Source organism: Rhodococcus sp. C3V (assembly GCF_029269915.1).
GTDB lineage: Bacteria > Actinomycetota > Actinomycetes > Mycobacteriales > Mycobacteriaceae > Rhodococcus_F > Rhodococcus_F qingshengii.
The window spans coordinates 194,561-216,178 of sequence record NZ_JARJBE010000005.1 but is presented as its reverse complement, the minus strand read 5'-3'; the positions used below and the strand labels follow the sequence as shown (position 1 = coordinate 216,178).

Annotated in this window: 17 protein-coding genes; 8 read left to right on the top strand and 9 right to left on the bottom strand. The window is 60.9% G+C overall.

Annotation, left to right across the window (positions count from 1 at the left end; genetic code table 11):
- Positions 1–14: 14 nt before the first annotated feature.
- Together P3G66_RS15875 and P3G66_RS15870 are read right to left on the bottom strand one after the other, a co-directional pair.
- Positions 15–1,460, bottom strand: a complete 1,446-nt coding sequence (locus tag P3G66_RS15875) for an amino acid permease (protein WP_276116836.1) — start codon at positions 1,458–1,460, stop codon at positions 15–17.
- Positions 1,460–2,899, bottom strand: a complete 1,440-nt coding sequence (locus tag P3G66_RS15870; protein WP_058038379.1) for an aspartate ammonia-lyase — start codon at positions 2,897–2,899, stop codon at positions 1,460–1,462. The genes P3G66_RS15875 and P3G66_RS15870 overlap by 1 nt, the downstream gene beginning before the upstream one ends.
- A 216-nt stretch (positions 2,900–3,115) precedes the next feature.
- Between P3G66_RS15870 and P3G66_RS15865 the strand changes: the two genes are divergently transcribed.
- Together P3G66_RS15865 and P3G66_RS15860 are read left to right on the top strand one after the other, a co-directional pair.
- The gene (locus P3G66_RS15865; protein ID WP_047272293.1) at positions 3,116–3,826 is read left to right on the top strand and encodes a FadR/GntR family transcriptional regulator; all 711 of its coding nucleotides are present in this window, start codon (positions 3,116–3,118) and stop codon (positions 3,824–3,826) included.
- Complete coding sequence (locus P3G66_RS15860) at positions 3,823–4,584, top strand: ankyrin repeat domain-containing protein (protein ID WP_276116835.1); 762 nt, start codon at positions 3,823–3,825, stop codon at positions 4,582–4,584. Before P3G66_RS15865 ends, P3G66_RS15860 begins: the two co-directional genes overlap by 4 nt.
- Here the strand turns inward: P3G66_RS15860 and P3G66_RS15855 are convergent.
- Positions 4,569–5,585: a helix-turn-helix domain-containing protein gene (locus P3G66_RS15855; protein WP_230691778.1), complete on the bottom strand. Its 1,017-nt coding sequence runs from the start codon at positions 5,583–5,585 to the stop codon at positions 4,569–4,571. The two genes, P3G66_RS15860 and P3G66_RS15855, sit on opposite strands and share 16 nt — an antisense overlap.
- A gap of 99 nt (positions 5,586–5,684) precedes the next feature.
- On the opposite strand from P3G66_RS15855, the gene P3G66_RS15850 reads away from it, so the two are divergent.
- Positions 5,685–6,491 carry an alpha/beta hydrolase gene (locus P3G66_RS15850; protein ID WP_007730412.1) on the top strand — a complete coding sequence of 269 codons (807 nt, stop codon included), beginning with the start codon at positions 5,685–5,687 and terminating at the stop codon, positions 6,489–6,491.
- Positions 6,492–6,521: 30 nt separating this feature from the next.
- Here P3G66_RS15850 and P3G66_RS15845 read toward each other — a convergent pair whose 3' ends face one another.
- The 4 genes from P3G66_RS15845 to P3G66_RS15830 form a co-directional block, all read right to left on the bottom strand.
- A complete protein-coding gene (locus P3G66_RS15845; protein ID WP_030536146.1) occupies positions 6,522–7,712 on the bottom strand; it encodes a lipid-transfer protein in 1,191 nt (396 codons plus the stop codon).
- The gene (locus tag P3G66_RS15840; RefSeq protein ID WP_161120541.1) at positions 7,709–8,182 is read right to left on the bottom strand and encodes an OB-fold domain-containing protein; all 474 of its coding nucleotides are present in this window, start codon (positions 8,180–8,182) and stop codon (positions 7,709–7,711) included. The genes P3G66_RS15845 and P3G66_RS15840 overlap by 4 nt, the downstream gene beginning before the upstream one ends.
- A 224-nt stretch (positions 8,183–8,406) precedes the next feature.
- Positions 8,407–10,134, bottom strand: a complete 1,728-nt coding sequence (locus P3G66_RS15835) for an FAD-dependent oxidoreductase (RefSeq protein ID WP_064113617.1) — start codon at positions 10,132–10,134, stop codon at positions 8,407–8,409.
- Between the two features lie 33 nt (positions 10,135–10,167).
- Positions 10,168–11,175, bottom strand: coding sequence for a diiron oxygenase (locus P3G66_RS15830; RefSeq protein WP_003943163.1), 1,008 nt, complete (start codon positions 11,173–11,175; stop codon positions 10,168–10,170).
- A 217-nt stretch (positions 11,176–11,392) separates the two neighbouring features.
- On the opposite strand from P3G66_RS15830, the gene P3G66_RS15825 reads away from it, so the two are divergent.
- Positions 11,393–12,295 carry an SDR family oxidoreductase gene (locus P3G66_RS15825; RefSeq protein WP_003943031.1) on the top strand — a complete coding sequence of 301 codons (903 nt, stop codon included), beginning with the start codon at positions 11,393–11,395 and terminating at the stop codon, positions 12,293–12,295.
- A 111-nt stretch (positions 12,296–12,406) separates the two neighbouring features.
- Here the strand turns inward: P3G66_RS15825 and P3G66_RS15820 are convergent, their stop codons facing one another.
- Positions 12,407–13,645 carry an HNH endonuclease signature motif containing protein gene (locus P3G66_RS15820; protein WP_276116834.1) on the bottom strand — a complete coding sequence of 413 codons (1,239 nt, stop codon included), beginning with the start codon at positions 13,643–13,645 and terminating at the stop codon, positions 12,407–12,409.
- Positions 13,646–14,748: 1,103 nt separating this feature from the next.
- On the opposite strand from P3G66_RS15820, the gene P3G66_RS15815 reads away from it, so the two are divergent.
- Positions 14,749–15,372 (top strand): hypothetical protein, encoded by a 624-nt coding sequence (locus P3G66_RS15815; RefSeq protein ID WP_064443584.1) that lies wholly within the window; start codon positions 14,749–14,751, stop codon positions 15,370–15,372.
- A 670-nt stretch (positions 15,373–16,042) separates the two neighbouring features.
- Here the strand turns inward: P3G66_RS15815 and lanKC are convergent.
- Positions 16,043–18,661: a class III lanthionine synthetase LanKC gene (lanKC, locus tag P3G66_RS15810; RefSeq protein ID WP_276116833.1), complete on the bottom strand. Its 2,619-nt coding sequence runs from the start codon at positions 18,659–18,661 to the stop codon at positions 16,043–16,045.
- A gap of 332 nt (positions 18,662–18,993) precedes the next feature.
- Here lanKC and P3G66_RS15805 point away from each other — a divergent pair, with 332 nt between their 5' ends.
- From P3G66_RS15805 to P3G66_RS15795, 3 genes are read left to right on the top strand one after another with little or no spacing between them, the layout of a single operon-like run.
- Positions 18,994–20,187 (top strand): acetyl-CoA C-acyltransferase, encoded by a 1,194-nt coding sequence (locus P3G66_RS15805; RefSeq protein WP_030536138.1) that lies wholly within the window; start codon positions 18,994–18,996, stop codon positions 20,185–20,187.
- Between the two features lie 28 nt (positions 20,188–20,215).
- A complete protein-coding gene (locus P3G66_RS15800; RefSeq protein ID WP_003942978.1) occupies positions 20,216–20,977 on the top strand; it encodes a 3-hydroxyacyl-CoA dehydrogenase in 762 nt (253 codons plus the stop codon).
- Positions 20,978–20,990: 13 nt separating this feature from the next.
- Entirely contained in the window at positions 20,991–21,617 is a 627-nt protein-coding gene (locus P3G66_RS15795) for a TetR/AcrR family transcriptional regulator (protein ID WP_054186993.1), read from the top strand.
- Position 21,618 lies beyond the last annotated feature (1 nt).

Here is a 21,618-nt window from a genome sequence, read left to right as displayed (position 1 = left end):
GTGGTCCTTTCACGTCAAGCTGCGGGGTGGTGGATGGCCAACTCGCGAATACGATTCCTGGCGGCGTACCAACCAATCATCAAGAGCGGTGCGATGATCGCGATGGATCCGACGGTCCACGTTCCAACAGGGTTGTCGAATGCCATCAACACGATAACGACCGCAAGAAAGACCAGTGTCGCGATCCCGGTGTACGGTGCGCCGAATATGCGGAAGGCAGGGCGAGTGACTTTGCCTTGTTTCGCAAGTTGCCAGAGCCTCAACTGGCACAGCACAATTACCGCCCATGCACTGATGATGCCCAGTGCCGCAAGATTGAGGACTATTTCGAAGGCTTGCGCTGGGACAACAGCATTGAGCCCGACGCCGAACAGGATGACCACGCCGGTGAGTGCGATTCCCCCGTACGGCACTCCGGCTTTGTTCATTCTGGCAGCGAAGGCAGGCGCCGAACCGGCCGTCGCCATCGAATGGAGTATTCGTCCGGTCGAATACAACCCGGCATTGAGGGAAGACAACGCCGCCGTGAGAACGACCAGATTCATGATCGCATCTGCGCCTTGGATGTTGATCGAACCGAAGAATGTGACGAATGGACTTTCACCGGCGTGGTATTCGGTGTACGGGAGCAACAGCGAGAGCAGCAGGACCGACCCCACGTAGAAGACGAGGATCCGAAGGATCACTGTGTTGATCGCCTTGGGTATCACCTTCCGGGGATTTTCGGTCTCTCCAGCCGTGGTCCCCACGAGTTCAATTGAAGCGTAGGCGAACACGACGCCCTGAATCACCACGACTGCCGGCAGTATTCCGTTGGGGAACAGCCCACCGTTGTCGGCGATCAGGCTGAATCCGGAGGAATGCCCTTCGATGGGTGTGCCGAAGAGTACGAAATAGACACCGAACCCGAGGAATGCGGTCAAGGCCACGACCTTGATCAACGCGAACCAGAACTCCAACTCTCCGAAGACTTTTACGGACACGAGATTCAGTCCGAGAACCAGCAACACCGCGATCAGAGCGAACATCCACTGATCGATGTGTCCCAGTGGCGCCCAGTACTTTTTGAAGAAGTTCATGTACAACGCCACAGCCGTGACGTCGACCACGGCAGTCATTGCCCAGTTCATCCAGTACAACCAGCCCGCAGCGAAAGCCATCTTTTCGCCGAAGAATTCGCGTGCGTAGGAAACGAAGGATCCGGAAGTCGGTCGGTGCATCACCAGTTCGCCGAGCGCCCTCAGGATCAGGAACGCGAAGAATCCGCACAGCGCGTACACGAGAACCAAGGCCGGGCCCGCCTGTTGTAGTCGCCCTCCCGCCCCCATGAAAAGGCCGGTTCCGATCGCGCCACCGATCGCGATCATCTGAATTTGTCTGGGGCCGAGCGCCTTCTGATATCCGAGATCCTCCTCAGTGGCAACTTCGGCGCGGCCTGTCTCTTCCCGTTCGACGGTCATCAAACCTCCTCCGCAACAGCGGTGGCATGAGGCTTCTCCCCCGAAACGCGGAGATTGGCGAGATGTTCGGGGCTGAGCAACCGATCGAGTTCCTCGCGGTCGAGCAGGCCGGCTTCGATTACGAGATCGGCGACGCGACGCCCGGAAATCAACGCCTCCTGGGCGATCCGAGTGGACGCGGTATATCCGATGTAGGGGTTGAGCGCGGTGACGAGGCCGATGGAGTCTTCGACTCGGGCGCGCAGCAGTTCAGTGTTAGCCGTGATGCCGAGTACGCACCGGTCCGCCAAAATGCGGCAAGCCGCACCGAGGTGTCGCATTCCTTCGGACAGTGAGTGCACGATGATCGGCTCGAAAGCGTTGAGTTGGAGCTGACCGGATTCCGCAGCCATCGTGATCGTCACGTCGTTGCCGATGACTTCGTACGCGACCTGATTGAGGACTTCGGGAATGACAGGATTGACCTTGCCCGGCATGATCGACGAACCTGCCTGCACCGGTGGAAGATTGATCTCGTTCAATCCGGCTCGCGGGCCCGAAGAGAGCAGCCGGAGATCGTTGCACACCTTGGACAACTTCACAGCGACCCGCTTGAGGACGCCGGAGAGGTGGACGAACTGGCCCACGTCTTGGGTCGCTTCGACAAGATCCGTTGCCAACACCAGCGGCAGTCCGGTCAGTGCGCCCAGGTCGGAACAGGCCACCTCGGCGTAGCCGGCGGGTGCGTTGAGGCCAGTGCCGATAGCAGTCGCACCGAGGTTGATCTCGTGAACGAGAAGAGCGGCCTCAGCCAGACGCGCCCGATCCTCCTCGATCATGACCGCGTAGGTCCCGAACTCCTGACCCAGGGTCATCGGCACGGCGTCCTGCAGTTGGGTGCGTCCCATCTTCACTGTGTCGGCGAACTGAAGAGATTTGGTCGTGAATGCGTTCTGGAGTGTAAGAAGTGCATCCAGCAGGTCATCGATCGCGAAGATCGTCGAGATATTCACGGCCGTGGGGTAGACGTCGTTGGTCGATTGGCTCAGGTTCACGTGTTCATTGGGGTGAAGCCGTTCGTAGTCGCCGCGCTGGTGGCCGAGGATTTCCAACGCGCGATTGGCGATGACCTCGTTCGCATTCATGTTCGTCGACGTGCCGGCGCCACCCTGGATGACGTCCACCACGAACTGTTCGTGCCACCGCCCGTCCACGATCTCCTTGCATGCCTGTGAGATGGCCTCCGCGCGCGGGCGGTCGAGGATGCCCAGCTTTTCGTTTGCGCTGGCTGCGGCCCACTTGACGTAAGCGATGCCGCGGATCAGATGCGGGTTCGTGGAGATTGTTCGACCAGTGATCGGGAAGTTCTCCATTGCGCGCAAGGTGTGGATACCCCAGTACGAATCGGCTGGAACCTCGCGATCGCCGAGCAGATCGTGTTCTGTTCGCGTTTCGAGCACTTGATCAATTCCTCGTGTCTCTTCGCGCAAGCATCACTCTGCGCGGTGGGTGTATTTCGGGATCGCAGCGCTGACGGTCGAGTTATAGTCCCGCCCAGCTATCGGGCTATCAGGCTGTCTGACAGGTGTAATTGTTACCTCGCTCACTCCGGCACGTCAACCCTTCATCAAGTGCGATGTTTGACGCGGGTCTTCGGCAGTCGCAACAATGACGGCATGAACCTGTCAGACAGCTGGGCCACCAGGCGACCCGTCGCCTCGCGGGTGAGTGCTGCCGAGGCGGTTCTCGCCGACCTCCGTGCCGCAATAACCTCCGGCGAACTGGCAGTCGGAGAGCGTCTCCCGTCCGAGGCGTCCCTGGCCGAAAGACACGGGGTCAGTCGATCGGTCATCCGTGAAGCCCTGCGCTCGTGCCATGCCCTCGGGCTCACCGAGACGAAATCCGGGCTCGGCACCTTCGTCGTCAGCGATTCGATAGCGCGAGACCTCGACTTCGGCAGCTACGCGGCCAACGAGTTGGTCGAAGCGCGGCCGCATGTCGAAATTCCGGCCGCAGGATGGGCTGCCCAACGGCACACAGGGGAGGAGCTGACGGCCCTCCGCGGACTGGTCCAGCAGATGCGTGACGAGGATGATCCGCTCGTATGGGTCGCACTCGATGCGCAGTTCCACGGACTGATCGCGAAAGCCAGTAGGAATCGGGTCTTCGAGTCGGTAATCGTCGATATCCGTGAAGCGTTGACAAGGCAGTCCGAGACACTCAATCTTGTTGCCGGTCGCCAGGAAAGGTCGAACGAGGAACACGAACGAATAGTCGAAGGAATCGCATCCGGCAGTTACGACCACGCCTCCAGAGCGATGGCCGAACACCTGGACGCCGTCAGGATGACGCTCGAAACACTTGTCCAAGAAAGTAATCCGCTGTGACGGCGCTTCCGGGTAGGTCTGTCCTCGTCTGCGCAATCTTCGCGGTATCAGTGACCGGGGCGTTGGCCGGCTGCAGTTCGTCCGACACCCCGCTGACGCCGACAACCGCGGCGTCAGCACCAACAACGGCAGCTGTACCGCCTACGGGTGTAAATCCACCATCGACGCCGGAATCCGAACGCGCGCTCTTCGATGCTGTGGACCGCAATGATCCCGCAGCTGTTACCGCGGCCCTGACTGCCGGCGCGAACATCGAAGCGCGCGGCGAGGGCGAACGGACTCCACTCGTCGAGGCCACCAAGAACAACGCCGTCGCTGCGGCTTCTACGTTGATTCTTGCCGGCGCTGACGTGAACGCGAAGGACTCCATGCAGGATTCGGCCTTCCTGTATTCCGGAGCCGAGGGTTTGAACGAGATTCTGGCGCTCACGCTCGCCCACGGCGCGGACGTCGACAGCGTGAACCGTTACGGCGGTACGGCGCTGATTCCGGCGAGTGAACACGCGCATGTCGAGACCGTCCGGATGCTGATCGCTGCCGGGGTTCCGGTCAATCACATCAACGATCCCGGGTGGACGGCGCTACTCGAAGCCGTTGTGTACGGCGATGGTTCGGCGCGCTATATCGACGTGATCACTCAGCTTCTCGACGCGGGGGCAGATCCCTCGATCCGCGATGCATCGGGGAAGACCGCGTTGGACAATGCCGAAAGTCGTGGTCAGTCAGACGTTGTGGCGCTGCTTCAATCGCGGAGCTGACGCCAACGAGTCGGGCTCAGCCCGTAGGCCTGTCGAAAGCGTCGGCTGAAGTGTCCGGCGTCGACAAACCCCGCCCGGTGCGCAACGGTCGCGATCGGCAGATCGACGGTAGCGGGTCGAGCCAGTTCGTCCCGAGCCTTCTGCAGGCGCTGGGTGATGATCCACTGTTCGATCCGAAAGCCGTTGTCCGAGCAGATCTTGTACAGCTGTCGCAGTGAGATGTTGTGGGCGTGAGCAATTCGTGCGGGGTTCAGTGTCGGATCGTGAAGGTGTTCACGGATGTATCGACGGATCGAAGTCATGGCAAGGGCCGATCTCGGAGCGGATGCGTCAGGATTCGCATGTGCGATCGAAGCGACCAAAGCACGTGCGAGTTCGATCGAGGCCTCGCCCAATTGTTCGGCGGCAGGATCGGTCTCCAACAGAGCGGCGCTGCGGAACAATTCACGAACGTGCGCGATCATCACGGGGTACAGATTGCTGTGATGAGGCCGGGTAGCTGCGTCCCGCACGGTGTCGATCGGCAGTCCCAGCCGATCCATCGGAACGTAGAGGCACTGGGAAGCGCCCGTTCCCGGCCAGGAGAAATCGTAGGTCGACGTCAGGTCCGTCATCAACAGCTCACCGGCGGGCACTCTGCGTTGTTCGTCGTGCTGATCTAGATGGCCGATCCCGATCTCCTGCAGGGCAATCGCAAGGACGGGCATCGACGCGGACCGGACGTGACGTGGTGTTCGGGTCAACCGCATACCGGTCGACTCGGAGCGGAACAGTGATGCTGCACCGAGGTTCCACACGTTCATTCTCGCGCTCACCCGTTCCGGGTTCTCCAAGTGGATTGCACACGGGACCGAGGCACGACCCATCGCGTCGACAAAGGCGTCCGCGCGTTGGTCAGGCTCCAACACGGAAGTATCCAGGAGCAAAGCCATGCAGCCCTGATACCCCGCGATGCGGACGCTCAACCAGAAGTTGTGCAGTGTGAGCTCGAAAGTCTGCACGGACAGTCACGTCCGTCGCAGCAGGTATTTCTAGGATCGAAACGGGCGTGTCCCGGCCTACCGCAGTTTCTCGCTTTTCGACGAGAGTGAAGGAAACGCATGAAGATCTCACGTGTATTCACCGCAGTTCTGGCGTTACTCATGACAGTCGCGGCTGGAGTGATCTTCGGCTCCGGCGCTGCGGTGGCGAGCCCCAAGCCAACCGTCGTTCTCGTCCACGGCGCTTTTGCCGACGCGACCAGTTGGGACGGCGTTGCCGCCGACCTACGTTCGCGTGGCTATCGCGTCGTGGCGCCGGACAATCCTCTACGCGGGCCCGCTTACGACGCGTCCGTGATCGAGAAGACGGTTGCGGACATCGACGGACCTGTCGTGCTCGTCGGACACTCGTACGGCGGCGCGGTGATCACCAATGTTCACGACCCGAAGGTGCAGTCGTTGGTGTACATCGCGGCGTTTGCTCCGGTTCAGGGTGAGCCGGTGCAGATCACGATCGATCCCATCAGGTTTCCTGGCAGCCAATTGCTTCCTCCGGCTCTGGGATTGAAGATCGTCGACGATCCTCACGCGATCGGCGGGAAGAACGTCGACGGCTACGTCACGGACGAGTATTTCCATTCCGTCTTCGCTCAGGATGTTTCCGACGAGACAGCGGCAACGATGTTGGCGCATCAGAAGTCTGCGGCTTTGTGGGCGAACCTCGAGCTCGGCGGGCCACCGTCGTGGGCGAACACACCGAGCTGGTATCTGGTTGCCGGTGAGGATCGCGTGATCCCCGCATCGGCGCAGCGGTTCATGGCAAACCGGATGGGCGCGAACACCAGCGAACTCCCGACCTCCCATGCCTCGCTGGTCTCACAGCCAGGGGCAGTGGCAGACGTGATCGTGGCGGCCGCTCACGGGTGAGTGTGCGACCGCCACGAAAGTAGAACAGGGTCAGGCGGAAACGATTACCGAGGAGCCGTGTCCGAACAGACCTTGGTTGGCGGTGATACCGATGCGGGCGCCTTCGACCTGACGGCCTTCGGCCTGTCCGCGAAGCTGCCAAGTGAGCTCGCACACCTGCGCAAGTGCCTGTGCGGGAACGGCTTCGCCGAAGCACGCGAGACCGCCGGACGGATTGACCGGGATGCGGCCTCCGATACTGGTGTCACCCGCACGCAGGAGGTGCTCGGCCTCGCCCCGCTTGCAGAGGGCAAGGTCTTCGATCCAGTCCAGTTCCACGGAGGTAGCGAGGTCGTAGACTTCGGCGACGTCGACGTCCTCGGGAGAGATCCCGGCTTCTTCGTATGCGGCGTAGCCGATGGATTCCTTGAACGTGCGCTCCGGAGCGGGAACGGCGGAGCTGGAATCGGTGGAGAAGTTCGGCATGTCCATGATCGTCTGGGGGAACGTCGGCGTGACCGTCGAAATAGCCTTGATGCGAACAGGTTCCGCGATGCCCATCTTGCGGGCGTATTCCATCGACGTCAGCAAGATTGCGGCGCCGCCGTCGGACGTCGCGCAGATGTCGAGCAGGTGAAGGGGATTGGACACCACGGGGGAGGCCAACACGTTCTCGACGGTGACTTCCTTGCGGTAGCGCGCATTCGGATTGCTCAGCCCGTGCCTGGCGTTCTTGACCTTCACGTTGGCGAAATCCTCCGCGGTGGCGCCGTAGAGGTCGATGCGACGACGCGCGTTGAGCGCGAAGTACGCCGGGTTGGTCATACCCATGAGGCGGAAGCGCAGCCAGTCCGGGTCGTCCCAACGCTCACCGGCGACGGGAGCGAGGAAGCCCTTCGGCGTGGTGTCGGCGCCGACGACCAGGGCAACTTCGCTGAGGCCGGCCAGGATTCGTGCGCGAGCGGTGTCGAGTGCCTGGGCTCCCGTCGCACACGCGGCGTACGACGTGGCGACGCGAGCGCCGTTCCAGCCGAGTGCCTGCGCGAAGGTGGCTCCGGCGACGTATCCGCCGTACCCGTTGCGGACGGTCTCGCCGCCGACGATGAAGTCGACATCCTGCCAATTCACACCCGAATCGGCGAGCGCGGCGCGAGCGGCCGCAACGCCGTATTTCACGAACGACTGCCCCCACTTGCCCCAGGGGTGCATACCGACACCGAGTACTGCGACGTCCTTGCTCATGACTGCGACTCCTGATCGGCGGCGACAGGCTTCCAGCGCCACGTCGTACGTACTCCGGTTTCGTCCGTGTACAGCGGCTCGACAACCAATTCGACGGTATTGCCGACCTTGAGATCGTCGACGCCGAATCCGTCGGCCACCTGGCCGAGGATGACGATGCCCTCGGGCAGTTCGACTGCTGCGAGAGCAAAAGGCTCGTACGGATCCGAGCGCGGGATGTACGGCGGCGGGGGCTGGTACTGCGCGTCGGTGTACGACCAGACAGTGCCGCGGCGGGAGAGTTCCACATCGTCGAACTCCTCGCTGAAGCAGCTCGGGTTCTTGCAGAACGTCGCCTCACGAGGGAAGGAAATGGTGCCGCAGGATTGGCACTTCGTGCCGATCAGAGCAGGTTCGTCGCCGGTGGTGAACCAACCCTCTACTGCAGGCGTCACACTCCCGTTCGGCGCCGGCGTTGCAGTCTCGCTCATGCAATCCTCATCTGGTTGGCGAGCCTGATCCGGGGGATCGTGGGCCCGCTGTGCCGCTTACTGGAACAGGTTGCAGTATTACACGATTTCGGCCGCTGACGGGCAAAAATTTTCGCTGAGTGGGACGCTGCCGGAACGCAGACGGCCCCGCCGGGCAGACGAGTCTGCAGGCGGGGCCGTGTGCGTGAAAGTAGCTGTTTAAGTAGCTGTTTACCTGTAGCGGATCAGCGAGCGCGAACGGGTCGACCGAATCGACGCGCCGGTTTCACCCGGGCCGCAGCGTCGAGGATGGAGGTGATCTCGACCTGATCCAGAACCTTTTCGCGGACACGGTCGTGCGCAGCGCCGCGTTCCAGTTCCGCCTTGTCGATGGCATGCCAGCCCTCGCGGTCGACGACGTCGGACTGTCGCGCCCGGACCAGACGATCGACTGCGGAGTCGTCGGCGACCGGGTTGGTCAGGCGTCCGTCGTTGAAGTCGTCGACGAGCATCCTGATCGTTTCCTGCGCGCAGGACTTGTTGGTGCCGATGAACCCACTCGGTCCGCGCTTGATCCAACCGGTCGCGTAGACCCCGGTGGCGGGATCACCGTTCGGAGCTTCGAGGACTCGGCCGTTCTCGTTCGGAATGACCGACGCACGCTCGTCGAACGGGACGCCGGGGATGGGCACTCCGCGGTAGCCGATCGAGGTGAGGACCAAGCCGGTATCGATGGTCTCGGTATCGCCGGTTGCTTCGATCTGCACGGTTCCGTTGGCGTCGACAAGAGCGTTGCGCGCGAACTCGATTCCGCTGACCTGATCGTCGCCGGTGATCGAGGTCGGCGTGAGCAGGTAGCGCAACGTGATGCGCTTGTTGCCGACGTCGACGTGATCGCGGTTCTTCAGGGCTTCGAGGAGACGCAACTTCTGCTCGACGGCATGCGGGAGTTCGCCGCGTTTTGCCAGTTCTTCGGTGGCCGAGTCGAGAACCATGTCGTCGGGTCCGACAGAGAGTTCGATGTCCGGCAGTGCCATCAGGCCGGTGAACTCGGGGACCGTGAACGCGGACTGCGCGATTCCGCGTCGACCCACGATGACAACTTCTTCGACGCGACTCTTCCGCAGAGCGGCGAGTGCGTGAGCGGAGATGTCGGTACCGGCCAACTTCTCGGGATCGGCCGTCAGAATGCGAGCGACGTCGAGCGCGACATTTCCGTTTCCGATGATGACCGCGCGGCGATGTGAGAGGTCGAAGACGTCGTCGGCGTGATCGGGGTGGCCGTTGTACCAGGCTACGAAGTCGGTGGCCGAGGCCGTGCCAGGCAGATCAGCGCCCGGAATGCCGAGACCACGGTCGGACGAAGCGCCGACTGCGTAGAGCACCGCATGGTGATTTTCGAGCAGTTCGCTGTGCGAGATGTGCTTGCCGATCTCGACGTTGAGGTAGAACTCGAAACCCTTTTGTGCGGCGATTTTGTCGAACAAGCGAGTGACCTGCTTGGTCTTCTGATGGTCCGGAGCAACGCCGGCGCGAACCAAGCCGTAAGGCACAGGAAGGCGATCGAAGACGTTGACCTGCACGTCAGGCTGAGTCAGCAACTCGTCCGCGGCGTACATCGCCGACGGTCCGGAACCGACGATCGCAACGCGCAACGGCGGTCGGCCCTTGTCGACGTGGGCTGCCGGGATGACCTTGGCGAGAAGCGGCCTGGGTCGCTCTTCCTTGTAGAAGTCCGCATTGATGGACAGGAAGACTCGCTGCGGGTCGGTCAGCTTCGACTCGGGGACGATGGCGTCGACCGGGCAGGCCGAGACGCATGCGCCACAGTCGACGCAGGCCTGCGGATCGATGTGCAGCATCTCGGCGGTGAGGAAGTCCGGCTCGTCCGGCGTCGGATGGATGCAGTTGACCGGGCAGGCGTAGACGCACGAGGCGTCGCTGCAACAGGACTGCGTGACTACGTGTGGCATGGCGCTATGAGTCCGATCTCGACTGTCCGGGAGCTACGCGGCGGCGTTGTGCGAGCTGCGGTGAGGTTCGCTACGGAAGCGTGATGCGCGGCCGTCCATCTTGCAGGCCTTCCACACCAGGCGCGAGGCACGGTTCATCAGGCCGGTGTCGGTGGCCAGCATGCGGACGTCACCGAAGTAGTTGCGCAGGGTCTGGCGCGACTCGGGCAGATCCCAGAACAGGTCCTTCTTCACGGACTTCGGGATGTCGAACTGCTTCCAGAAGGACTTCGGCGGGATGACGATGGCGTCACAGAGAATGCGCATGACGATCGGGAACAGCAGCGAGAGGACGAACCGGTTCGGGCGTGACATCAGCGGGATGCGACGGCTCAGAAGCTTGTGCGCGAACGAGATATGACGCGCTTCCTCGGCTACGTGGATGGCCATGACCGACTGCATGATCGGGTGGATCTGGCCGCCGGCGCGCAGGATGCTCTTCTGAATGTGGTCGATCGGCTCTTCACCGGCGAGGACACCGACGAAGAACAGTTCGGGGAACGGACCCGCAGCGAGGGGGATGAAGGGTGCAAGCATCTTCATCGGACGGCTCATCCCTGGAGCGTCGGCACCGATGCGGTTGACCATCTCCTGGAACATCATCGTGTGGTTGCACTCTTCGACCGACTCGTGCGTGCAGTAGCGCGCCTCGGCCGAATCGTTGGGCAGTGAGAAGACGTACTGCATCATGCCGCGGATCAGGATGTTCTCGAATTGGAGACCGACCTTCGCGACATTGGCCTGGCGCCACATGCCGATTTCGATCTGCCTGGCCTCGGACTGCGACTGGTACCACGGGTGTGCGCCCAGCGGGTCAGTCTCGGCCGGGAGGATCCAGCGGCGATCGTTCGGGACGACGGCAAACTCGGGGGAGTCCCAGTCGATGTCGAGGTACGGGTCGAAGTGCTTGTGCACCGAGCCCTCGGACAGGAGTCGAAGCGTCTCGTTGTACGAGTCGTCGGATGCTTCTCCGCGCTTGTCGAGCGGCGATGTGAGCGTCATGGCGTCTCCTCTTCGTTTCGGTCACCGCTGGTATTTCTCGCGGTGTTCGGTGGAATCGAGGGCCGGTTGTGTGATCGCTGGCACTCGGTCTGGATTTAATGTAACCCGAGGTATCAGGAAAAGCTAGTGGCAGATACTCCTGAATCCCGACGAATTCTTGACACGGCCGAAACGGCGCCATAACTTACTTTTGAGTAATTTCCGCGGTGCGTCCGAAGTGGGCTGTTCAGGGACGGGTTCGCACCGAATCGCACGCGAAGATCGAACCGAGGCCGACGTGATCAGATCGATTCTCAGCAATCTTGCATTGAGTCCGCCGACGCGTCTGCGCTCCCTTGTTCCGTCACGCGGCGTCACGCTCTCCGACAAGACGATCGTTCTGACAGGAGCTTCCTCGGGGATAGGTGAGGCGACAGCTCATCTCTTGGCTCGTCGGGGAGCCGAGATGATCCTGGTCGCGCGCGGTGAGGAAAACCTCGAACACGTACGGGACGAGATTCACCGCAGGGGAGGATGGGCACACATCGTGCCTGCGGACCTCTCCCGCGGTGAAGCCGTCGACGAACTCGCGGAGACGATCGCGGATCGATTCGGGTCGGTCGACATCCTCGTCAACAATGCGGGTCGCTCGATCCGGCGTACCGCGTTGGATTCGGTCGACCGATTCCATGACTACGAGCGCACCATGGCGCTGAACTACTTCGGGCCGACAAGACTGACGTTGCGGCTACTGCCCGCGATGCTCGAGGCGAAGTCCGGACACATCATCAACGTCGGAACCTGGGGAGTCACTGCGGGCGTGATGCCGAGGTTCAGTGCCTATCACGCGTCGAAGTCTGCTCTCAGTGCATTCGGCCGAAGCCTCGGCGCGGAATGTCACGGCACCGGTGTCGATGTCACCACAGTGCAATTCCCACTCATACGAACACCGATGATCGCGCCGACGGCGGATTACGTGAGCCAGCCGGCGCTGACGGCCGATCAAGCTGCATCGTGGATCTTGAGGGCGATCAATACGCGTCCCGTCGAGCTGTATCCGCGGTACGCGGGGCTGTTACGAGCGATTGACGTTGTATCCCCTTCTGCCACTGACGCTCTCGTGCGAAGGGCTGGGATCTGAGGGGCTGGGATCTGAGGGGTTGGGATTTGAGGGGTTGGGATCTGACCAGAAACGTGCACCAGCACCGGGGCATGGTTCGTCCCCGGTGCTGATGTATTCGATTGTCGCGGTTCAGGCGGCTGTGGGTGGGCTGTTCCCGCCGATCGGCTGTTGATACGGATCGATCGACATCGGTGGATAGAACACCGTCTTCCGATCCGGGCCGATCTCGACCCGCCACTCGGTGTGATGCAGCGTCCGATGATGATGACCACACAACAGAATCAGATTATCGAGATCTGTTGGGCCACCATCGTTCCAGTGAACAATATGATGGGCATCGCACCACCCCGACGGTGTCCCGCACCCCGGAAACGCACACCCACCATCCCGAACCGCAAGAGCCCGCCGCTGCGGAACGGTCGCCGTTCTCGCTTCCTTACCGCAGTCGAGCGGAACACCATTCTCACCCAGGAGGATCCGGGTGACTGTGCAGTCGCACGCCAACATCCGGGCGGTGTCGATGCTGATCGGGCCCACCCAATCCGTCCACGCAAATCCCAACTCCTCGGTCGACGGCAGCAAGTCCTTCAACGCTTGGAGGTCGGTCATGTCTTTTGCGCTGGCGGTGACCGTGATGTGCGGTTTCACCCCGCCTTCGATCGGACCCAACCCCGCCCGCTCATACCGCCGCAACAATTCGCAAAACCCGTCCGCCCGCCGTAATGCCGGCGTACGCGTGTCCTTCACGCCGTCCTTCTCCGGTGTCGGCGCAGACAGGCTCGACAACAACGTGATCAGACGCGCCCCGTTCACAGCATCCAAGTCACCCTTCACAGACACACGCCCGTACAAGCCTTTCGAGGCGTAGAACTCGTTACGTTCGGAATCCTCACCCACCGGAACGCCGTCCTCACGCTTGCCGTACTGCTTCTCGATCCGCCGAATCGCCGCCCGCACCGCATCACAATCAGCAATGTTCTTCGACGCCAAACCCAACAGAATCCCGCGAGCCTTGTCCACATCCGCCAGGGTCATGTTCTTCGGTGGATGCTGACAAAACGACGCCACCTGCCGCGCCTTCAACGCATCCACGTCACCACGATGAAACGCATCCGCGACAACAGGTTCGAGCATCAACAACCGCGCCAACCCGACCAGCAGACTGCACTCACCGATCTCCAGATTCGTCGAACCATGCAACCACTGCGCGATCGCCCGAAAACCCTTCCCGCCGAGAACCTCACGGGAAAACATCTCCACGATCAGCAACACCAACCGCGACTGCAACTCGTGCCGGACACGCACCAGATCCAGAACCTCCCCCTTGAGGCTCTCGCCATCCAGCTGCCACGCATCCCGACTGTCCATGCCGAAAGCATAATCGAACAAAGTTTCGAACGCAAGAGAATGTGGGTCGAAAATTGCTGCTATCAAATCGATTTCGACATTTCGGACAGTCGGCTATAGGCGGGTCGCCGACGTAGTCCACGTGCGCCGACGAGTGCGAGCGCCACCATCAACCCGGAGCGCAACAGCATCACGTCGGAATTGTCTGAGCCCCAGCACATTGTGTAATCGGCGTCGATCATGTTGCCGCCTGTCCCCGGCAAGCGCATGGGTCCAGCCGAGCACCAGGCCCAGGAGTGTCATCGCCAGCGTGATGGGAACGAAGACCACCAGGACCCGCAAGAAATGCCCTCGAACAAGGCTGGTGGATTCGCGAAGATCGACGAGTAGTGGAAGCGCCGGACACGACGGACACCGATTTATTACTCATCGGTCTGGTGTCGAGTGCGCATCTGCAGTCCCGAGCCAAAACCAATCTTCAGCGCTTCCGGCGGCCGAACAATACGCCGACAGCCGAGATCATGATCAGCGCCACAAGAACGACGACGATGTACGACCTGTCCGCGGCCGGTGCCATCGTTTCGCTTTCTTTGGTCACTGCATCAGTGAATGTACAGCTTATGCCTGGAGGGAACCATCCCCAGAAGTCTGTAATTCCTGCCGCTACCCTCTCCGCCCGGTCGGGAAGGAGATAATTGAATCGTGATGGGATTCCATAGTGATCAATGCACCAGCTGGGCTGATGTTGGAGGCGCAAAGAAAATGCGTCCAACAAATAGACCAAGGTTAGTGCGATCAGCGCTATTGCTAAAGACGCTTGGCTTGCTCGTAATAATCGAATCTTCACGACTCGCCCGCAACAGTCACGTCATCATGGGGTGACGATGGTATTGGTTGCTGCGATCCACCGAATCCAGCCGTGCTCAAAATTGACCTGTCGACTTTGGGAGTCGCCGAGCTCTCCTGACATCGGTAGTTCAAATCGACCATCCTCGCAGCCCTGCCTCCCATAGTCAGCAAAGATGGCACCGTGGACACTTTCTCCGTGCCGAGAAACAATCGATCGTGAGATCGGGGAAGTGGTTACTGCTAGTCCGCGACAAACAGCTCGCTATTCTCATCGAATGGATCAGGCAGTGTCGAACTCGCAGGCAACGAGAAGGTCCGGTGCTCTTCGTTGGGTTGTTTTGGTAAACGCACTTATCGCAGCGTCGGCGTCGGCGATGTATGTCGCAGCGAAATGCCATCTCGCCTGGCCCGAACCTGCGGATAGTGCACTCTCGATCGCCGGTGCGGTCGTTCTCTGGGTCCTCACGGCGAGTGTTGCAATCGTGCTGCTAGGAGTGTGCTGGTGGCAGCGACGCCGATGGTTGTGGTCCGATGTCGCTGTTCCGGTTCTCGTGGTGATCGCACTCGGGATCGCGGCCGCGGGGCAGCCACATTTCGATCAGTATCGGGCAGACTTCGAAACCGTTGCACAGCAACTACTTCAAGAACCTGACGATCCCTATTCCGATGGGTATCATCGTGATCTACGAATCGGCAGATTCGATATCTCCTATGCCAACGTCAGCAGTGAAGGTCACGTCTATTTCTATGACGCACGAGATGGATTGGACATCTTGGACAATCCCGGCTGGGTGTACGCACCCGATGGTGTGTCCGACAAGACCTTCAATCAGCTCCGGCTGGAAGACATCGGGGGCGGATGGTACCGATTCCCTCATCTTGTCGTTGACAGCTATTGAAACTCAAACCACCAGACCCTCCGCTCGAAGTCTCGGGCGAATGTGGTGACGCCGACCAGCATTCCTGAGGCGAAGGGAAGTAGGAGTACGAAAAGCGTCGTGAAGGTCAAGGCGGTGGCGGCGCGGCAACCGCCACCCCCCGTCGTACCAGCGCGAGCAGATGTCCCCGAAGTCCCAACTCTCGCCCCAACGCTGAACGAACCAGCCCGAAAGTGCGGCTGTCAGGATCAGTAGGAATATCGTCGCCAGTGACCATGCGATCTACCCTCGGCATTGCCGCCAGGTCGCACACATCATCGGCGAATACAGCTCGGTGAAGTGCGGATGCGTCTCATGATGAAACAATATTGTTCGTCTGATGATCCGCACGGATTCCGAAAGCCGATACCCCGGACTTGCTCCGAGGTATCGGCCTGAGGTCAGAGGCAGAAGAAACTGAGCGAACTGATTGCCGCGTTCTGCTCGAGTTGGCCGGCATCTCCGACGTTGCCGGCGGCGACTGACAGATCTTGAAGGGAGAGAATAGCGTCCATTGTCATTTCCTTTGTTGATCGGCGTTCTTGCCGATGGATTTGATCGATCGAGTTTGCTTGCGGTGTTGATTTAATTCCAGGTTTTTCGCCTGGTACTTCTGTGCTCCAATCTTCCGTGGGTGATAACTTCCGAACAATTAGGCGATGTGGCAGTTCGACGCGCACATCAGTGGAAACGACTGTCGGACAGTTGGCAATCCGGCATGACGGAGCAATGCCAGTATTCCCGCGGATCCGGTTGCCCAGTCTGTCGAGAGTCTCAGGTTCTGTTCACCTGGAAAGTGCAGGCCTCCTGCGTGATTGAGGCTGTGCAAGCCCAGAAGCTGAAACTGCTGTGCAAGCGTCTGTTCACAATCGGCGCCGGCGTATGGAGTCTTGGAGAGTTCGCTGAGAAACAGAATCAGCCCGGCTCGCCCGTTGAGTAGTCCGGCTTGGGCAGTGAATTCGACTGTGGCGGCGCGGGATATCGCACGCACCGCAGCTGCGTAACGCGGTTCGTCGACATGGCGCAGAAGTTGTAGAAGTACCAGGCCCACACCGACAGACCCGGATCCGAGATACGGCATCGTCCGGCGCTCCTCTCTCAGCTGCATCGACCCGTCAGGGCACATCGACATCACAGACAGATCGATGTCGACGAGCTGGCGTGCGTGTTCCAGCGATCGAGGATCACCACTCAGTTCGTAGTGGCGAGTCCAGAACAGTGCTTGTCCGCTCGGTCCCCGCATCAGCCCACCTCGGCCGGCCACTGCCCAAGGTGTTCCGCCGGCGTCGCGGACATGCAAGCGAGCAGCTGAAATTCGTTCGCGCAGAGTCTCGGTCACGACAGCGAGAGTGGGTGACACAGTCGGTCGTGAAACCGATTCCTCGAGTAGGAGGCAACCGATTCCGGAAAGGCCGCTGAAAAGGCTGGAGTCGATGTCGTCGAGTGGGGCTCGACGCAAAGTCTCGACCCACCTGTCGGCTGTCGAATGTCGCCCGTGATGCCGAAAGGTGTGCACCGCACCCGCGAGCCCGTCGAAGAAACCGAACTGTGGTTGCGTATCCGAATCAACCTGATGTTCAGTCCATTCCAGGACTGACTCCAAGGTGTCGGTGGGAAGATCATCGGCGAGCAGGTTTCCGCACGAGCCGTGCGCAATGCCGTAGCCGTTCACCTCGAACTGGGCGATGTCGCCGGGAAAGAGTCGATCAGCGCGGGCGAGATCAAGCGAGGCGAGGATGCCGCAGCGCAATAGAGCGGCCGTGCGTTGCAAGGTTTCGTTCGACGACGTGTCCCAACGATGCGGGCGATTCTTCGGCGCCGGCGCCTGTACGTCGAGCATCGAATAGAGCGAGGCACCGAAGGCACGAGGAAGATCGAATCGAGACACCGCATAGTCGATGAGTTCGGGAATCTTGTTGCAATCGAGAGGGAACAATGTAGTAAGTGGGACAAAGAGTCCCAGCTCGATGCATCCCAACGAGTATCGATCCGCCGCGATTCCTGTCAACTGTCGAGGTGCTGTGTATCCGGGGGCTCCGGTGGACCGGGGCGGATGCTCGTCGATGTTGTGGGCCATCTCGAAGTCGATGATCCGAATACCGGACGGTGAGCACATGACGTTGCCAGGGTGAAGATCGGCATGAACGATTCCGGCGTTGTGGAAGCTCTCGACTGCGGTAGTCAACTGTTGTGCAATGTCGAGTGCCCAGGTTCTGTATTCCGTTCGGGAACTGAGTGTCTGGTCCGCACGTATCAGTGGGTGACGGAGCGCAACTTCCTGATTCAGGGGAGTGCCGGCAGCGCGCTCGGTGACAAGGAAGTGGTGTCCCTCGCGCTCGAACAACCTGATCGCAGAAGGTGTGTACGGGTTGTCGGCAAGGTGAGTCAACTTGTCGTACTCGTTACGGATGCGGTCGATTGCGTACCGGCCGTTTGCGTCCGGGGCGGTAAAGGGACGGCCTTCTTTGATGACCAGATCGATGCCGGCGTCGTCGAATGCGGAGTAGATCCCCCCGCTGTTGCTGAAGTGCAGGGCTTCATTGATCGAATAGGGGAATTCGTCATGTGATTTCAGCTTGTCTTGCTGCGCGCGAACGAAGTCCGGGATTTGTACCCAGTCCGGAGTTCTGAAGGAAGTGCCGCGCACATCGGGTTCGAGCGATCCGTCAGGACGCCGAATTGCCGGGACGCGATCGCCGAATGAATCGTAGGTCTGCATGGGCAGATACGCGCCGTACCGTAAGTAGAGCGGTCCCCGGTTCCATCGCACATCGCTGAGGATGTACGGCCCGTCGGCACCGGCGACAAGCTTGTCCAGTTCGGTGATGACACGTTGTGTGGCAACACCATCCGCCGGATAGATCGTGATGAATTTTCCGCTGGAAGTTCGATTGGCCTGCTTGCTGTTGGACAACATGAGGTCTGCTGCCGTCCGAAGAAATTTGAACGGCACATGATTGTGACCGCAATACACGGAAACGGTATCGAGCAGCTCCTGCGCATTGGCTCGGGTAGCGGAGCAGTGAATCTTCCATCCTTGTTCTGGCAGCAGACCGTCGGGCGGTTGGAAGTAGTTCCACGGTCCACTTTGGGGACCGCGCCGCCAGAGCGACCAATCCACCGACTTCGCGGGGATAAAGTGCTGGTCAGTTAATGTATCTGGTCGGGTGACCGTTCTGATTCGGTCGTAGAAATGCGGGTCGGCACGCGTGAAGGCAACGTATCGCAGGTCCACGCCAAACCTCCCGGTCAGTCCCCCTGCGGTTGTCATCGATTGGTGCCACGCCCCGAATCCCCTGTGGCTTGGATTGCTTGTGGCGGAAGGTTATCCGATTCCGGACATTTCGGGCGAAGATTGAAAACCTATCATTCGAAAGTACTAATGAATGGCGTGGGCCAGGCGAGGTCACTGATCGCCCAGCTTTTAGTCGGCCGCATTTGTTTCGAGTTCGGAGGCCCCCTCTTGACGAGAGGATCAAGTCGGTGGTAGTTCTTTAGCGAGCGCTAAGTCAGGGTGCTCCCTCGATCTCGGTCCGGTACCCGGCGCCACGAAACACGGGTGCCGGACCGCCCCAGCAATGCACGTCCTCGAAGGGAACGAAGATGACCAAGGCAGTGATCGTCGATGTAGTCCGGATCGCGTCCGGCAAGGGAAAGCCGGGCGGAGCACTGTCCGGGACGCACCCTGTCGAACTGATGGCCCACGTTCTGCGTTCCATCACCTCGCGAAACGGCCTCGACCCCGCCCTGGTGGACGACGTGATCGGCGGTTGCGTCGGCCAGGCCGGTGAGCAGGCGCTCAACATCACCCGCAGCGCGGTCCTGTCGGCAGGGTTCCCCGAGTCGGTACCCGCCACCACGATTGATCGCCAGTGCGGATCAAGTCAGCAAGCTGCGCACTTTGCGGCGCAGGGCGTGATCGCCGGGGCCTACGACATCGTGATCGCGGCAGGCGTCGAATCCATGAGTCGTGTCCCGATGGGTACCACGACGATGGGGAAGGACGCTTCCGGTCCGGGCGTCGCGGCTCGCTACCCCGAAGGCCTGGTCAACCAGGGAATCTCTGCAGAATTGATCGCCGCCAAGTGGAAGCTTGACCGCGACGCTCTCGACGCATTCTCCGCGCAGTCCCACCAGCGGGCAGCAGAGGCAGCGGCGAAGGGGCTCTTCGACAAGGAGATTCTGCCGATCTCGGTGACCAACGCCGCCGGTGAGACCGTCTCGCATATCGTCGACGAGACGGTTCGCGCGTCTACCACCGCCGAGGGACTCGCCGGTTTGAAGCCGTCGTTCTACTCGGAGAAGTACGCGCAGCGCTTCCCCGAGGCGCAGTGGTCGATCACTCCCGGTAACTCGTCGCCGCTCACCGACGGCGCGTCCGCAGCACTGATCATGAGCGAAGAAATGGCGTCGAAGCTAGGGCTGACGCCGCGAGCTCGTTTCCATTCCTTCTCCGTTGCGGGCGATGACCCGATCTTCATGCTCACCGCACCCATCCCAGCCACCCACAAGGTGCTCGCTCGCGCGGGTCTGAGCATCGACGACATCGACACCTACGAGGTCAACGAGGCATTTGCTCCCGTTCCACTCGCCTGGGCTCACGAGTTCGGCGCCGACCCGGCAAAGCTCAACCCGTGGGGCGGCGCGATTGCACTCGGCCATGCCCTGGGGTCCTCGGGTACTCGTCTGCTGACCACGATGGTCAACCACCTCGAGGCCACCGGCGGACGCTACGGATTGCAGACCATGTGCGAGGGCGCCGGCATGGCCAACGCCACAATCATCGAACGCATCTGAAACACATAACCTTTCGAAAGGAACTCTCATGATCGTCAACGACAGCGTCGCCGTCGTCACCGGTGGAGCATCCGGCCTCGGCCTGGCTACGACCAAAGCCCTTCTTGCCGACGGTGCCAGCGTCGTCATTATCGACCTTCCGTCGTCCAACGGTGAAGCCATCGCCAAGGAACTTGGCGACCGGGTCCGCTTCGCGGCTGCAGACGTCACCGACGAGGCTGCGGTCACCGCGGCACTCGACGTGGCCGAGTCCCTCGGACCCCTGCGCGTGGCAGTCAACTGCGCCGGAATCGGCAACGCAGTCAAGACGGTCAGCAAGAAGGGCGCTTTCCCGCTCGACGCGTTCAAGAAGGTCATCGACGTCAATCTGATCGGCACCTTCAACGTCCTTCGTCTTGCTGCGGAACGTATTTCGAAGACCGAGCCGATCGACGGTGAACGCGGCGTCATCATCAACACCGCTTCGGTCGCAGCGTATGACGGCCAGATCGGGCAGGCTGCGTACTCCGCGTCGAAGGGCGGCGTCGTCGGTATGACGCTTCCCATCGCCCGTGACCTCGCGTCGCTGCTGATCCGCGTCAACACCATTGCACCCGGCTTGTTCAAGACCCCGTTGCTGGCCGGACTGCCCGAAGCAGCCCAGGCGTCGTTGGGTCAGCAGGTGCCTCACCCCTCTCGCCTGGGTGATCCCAGCGAGTACGGCGCGCTTGCTGCGCACATCGTTTCCAACCCCATGCTCAATGGTGAGACGATCCGCCTCGACGGTGCAATCCGTATGGCACCGCGGTAATTTCGGTTATCACATGACTGGCGAGGTGGAGTCGGTGAGCTCGGTGGCAGTGGACTGGAGGTCCTTCCCGCCGCTGGTGATGACCGACATCCTGACGGCTTCGCTCGAACTGTTCGACGAGAACGGTTACCACGGCACGACGGTGCGCCAGATTGCCAATCGTGTCGGGGTAACCGTTCCCGCGCTCTACTATCACCACGCGAACAAAGAGGCAGTTCTCGTCGCTTTGTTCGAGATCTCGATGAGTGAGCTGAATACCAGAACCGAAGCGGCAGAAGCGGAGGCCGGCGAAAATCCGGTACGACGCTTCGCCTTGGTGGTGGAGGCGATTGTTCTCTATATGACCCACCGGTCGCGGCATGCTGCGTTGGACACCGAGATCCGGCATGTCTCACCGGAAAGTCGAAGTCGGTACGCCGCCAGTCGTAAGCGGCTCGAGTTGCTGATGCGCAGGATCGTCGACGACGGTGTGGCATCGGGCGATTTCGCGGTCACCGATACCGAAGAGACCGTCCGGGCAATACTCGGTATGGCGCAGTCACTGCCGCGTTGGTTCCAGACCGGCGGTCCGATGTCGCCGTCGCAATTGGCGCAGAAGTACGTCGACATCGCTTTTCACACGGTCGGCTATCGGCCGTAAA

What these genes read in the sequence shown, in the direction of transcription:
- P3G66_RS15865 (WP_047272293.1), top strand. Translation starts at nt 3,116, where the DNA reads ATGAACCTGTCAGACAGCTGGGCCACCAGGCGACCCGTCGCCTCGCGG.
- lanKC (WP_276116833.1), bottom strand. Translation starts at nt 18,661, where the DNA reads ATGACAACCGCAGGGGGACTGACCGGGAGGTTTGGCGTGGACCTGCGA.
- P3G66_RS15835 (WP_064113617.1), bottom strand. Translation starts at nt 10,134, where the DNA reads ATGCCACACGTAGTCACGCAGTCCTGTTGCAGCGACGCCTCGTGCGTC.
- P3G66_RS15820 (WP_276116834.1), bottom strand. Translation starts at nt 13,645, where the DNA reads ATGGACAGTCGGGATGCGTGGCAGCTGGATGGCGAGAGCCTCAAGGGG.
- P3G66_RS15800 (WP_003942978.1), top strand. Translation starts at nt 20,216, where the DNA reads ATGATCGTCAACGACAGCGTCGCCGTCGTCACCGGTGGAGCATCCGGC.
- P3G66_RS15845 (WP_030536146.1), bottom strand. Translation starts at nt 7,712, where the DNA reads ATGAGCAAGGACGTCGCAGTACTCGGTGTCGGTATGCACCCCTGGGGC.
- P3G66_RS15850 (WP_007730412.1), top strand. Translation starts at nt 5,685, where the DNA reads ATGAAGATCTCACGTGTATTCACCGCAGTTCTGGCGTTACTCATGACA.
- P3G66_RS15795 (WP_054186993.1), top strand. Translation starts at nt 20,991, where the DNA reads ATGACTGGCGAGGTGGAGTCGGTGAGCTCGGTGGCAGTGGACTGGAGG.
- P3G66_RS15830 (WP_003943163.1), bottom strand. Translation starts at nt 11,175, where the DNA reads ATGACGCTCACATCGCCGCTCGACAAGCGCGGAGAAGCATCCGACGAC.
- P3G66_RS15875 (WP_276116836.1), bottom strand. Translation starts at nt 1,460, where the DNA reads ATGACCGTCGAACGGGAAGAGACAGGCCGCGCCGAAGTTGCCACTGAG.
- P3G66_RS15805 (WP_030536138.1), top strand. Translation starts at nt 18,994, where the DNA reads ATGACCAAGGCAGTGATCGTCGATGTAGTCCGGATCGCGTCCGGCAAG.
- P3G66_RS15815 (WP_064443584.1), top strand. Translation starts at nt 14,749, where the DNA reads ATGGATCAGGCAGTGTCGAACTCGCAGGCAACGAGAAGGTCCGGTGCT.
- P3G66_RS15840 (WP_161120541.1), bottom strand. Translation starts at nt 8,182, where the DNA reads ATGAGCGAGACTGCAACGCCGGCGCCGAACGGGAGTGTGACGCCTGCA.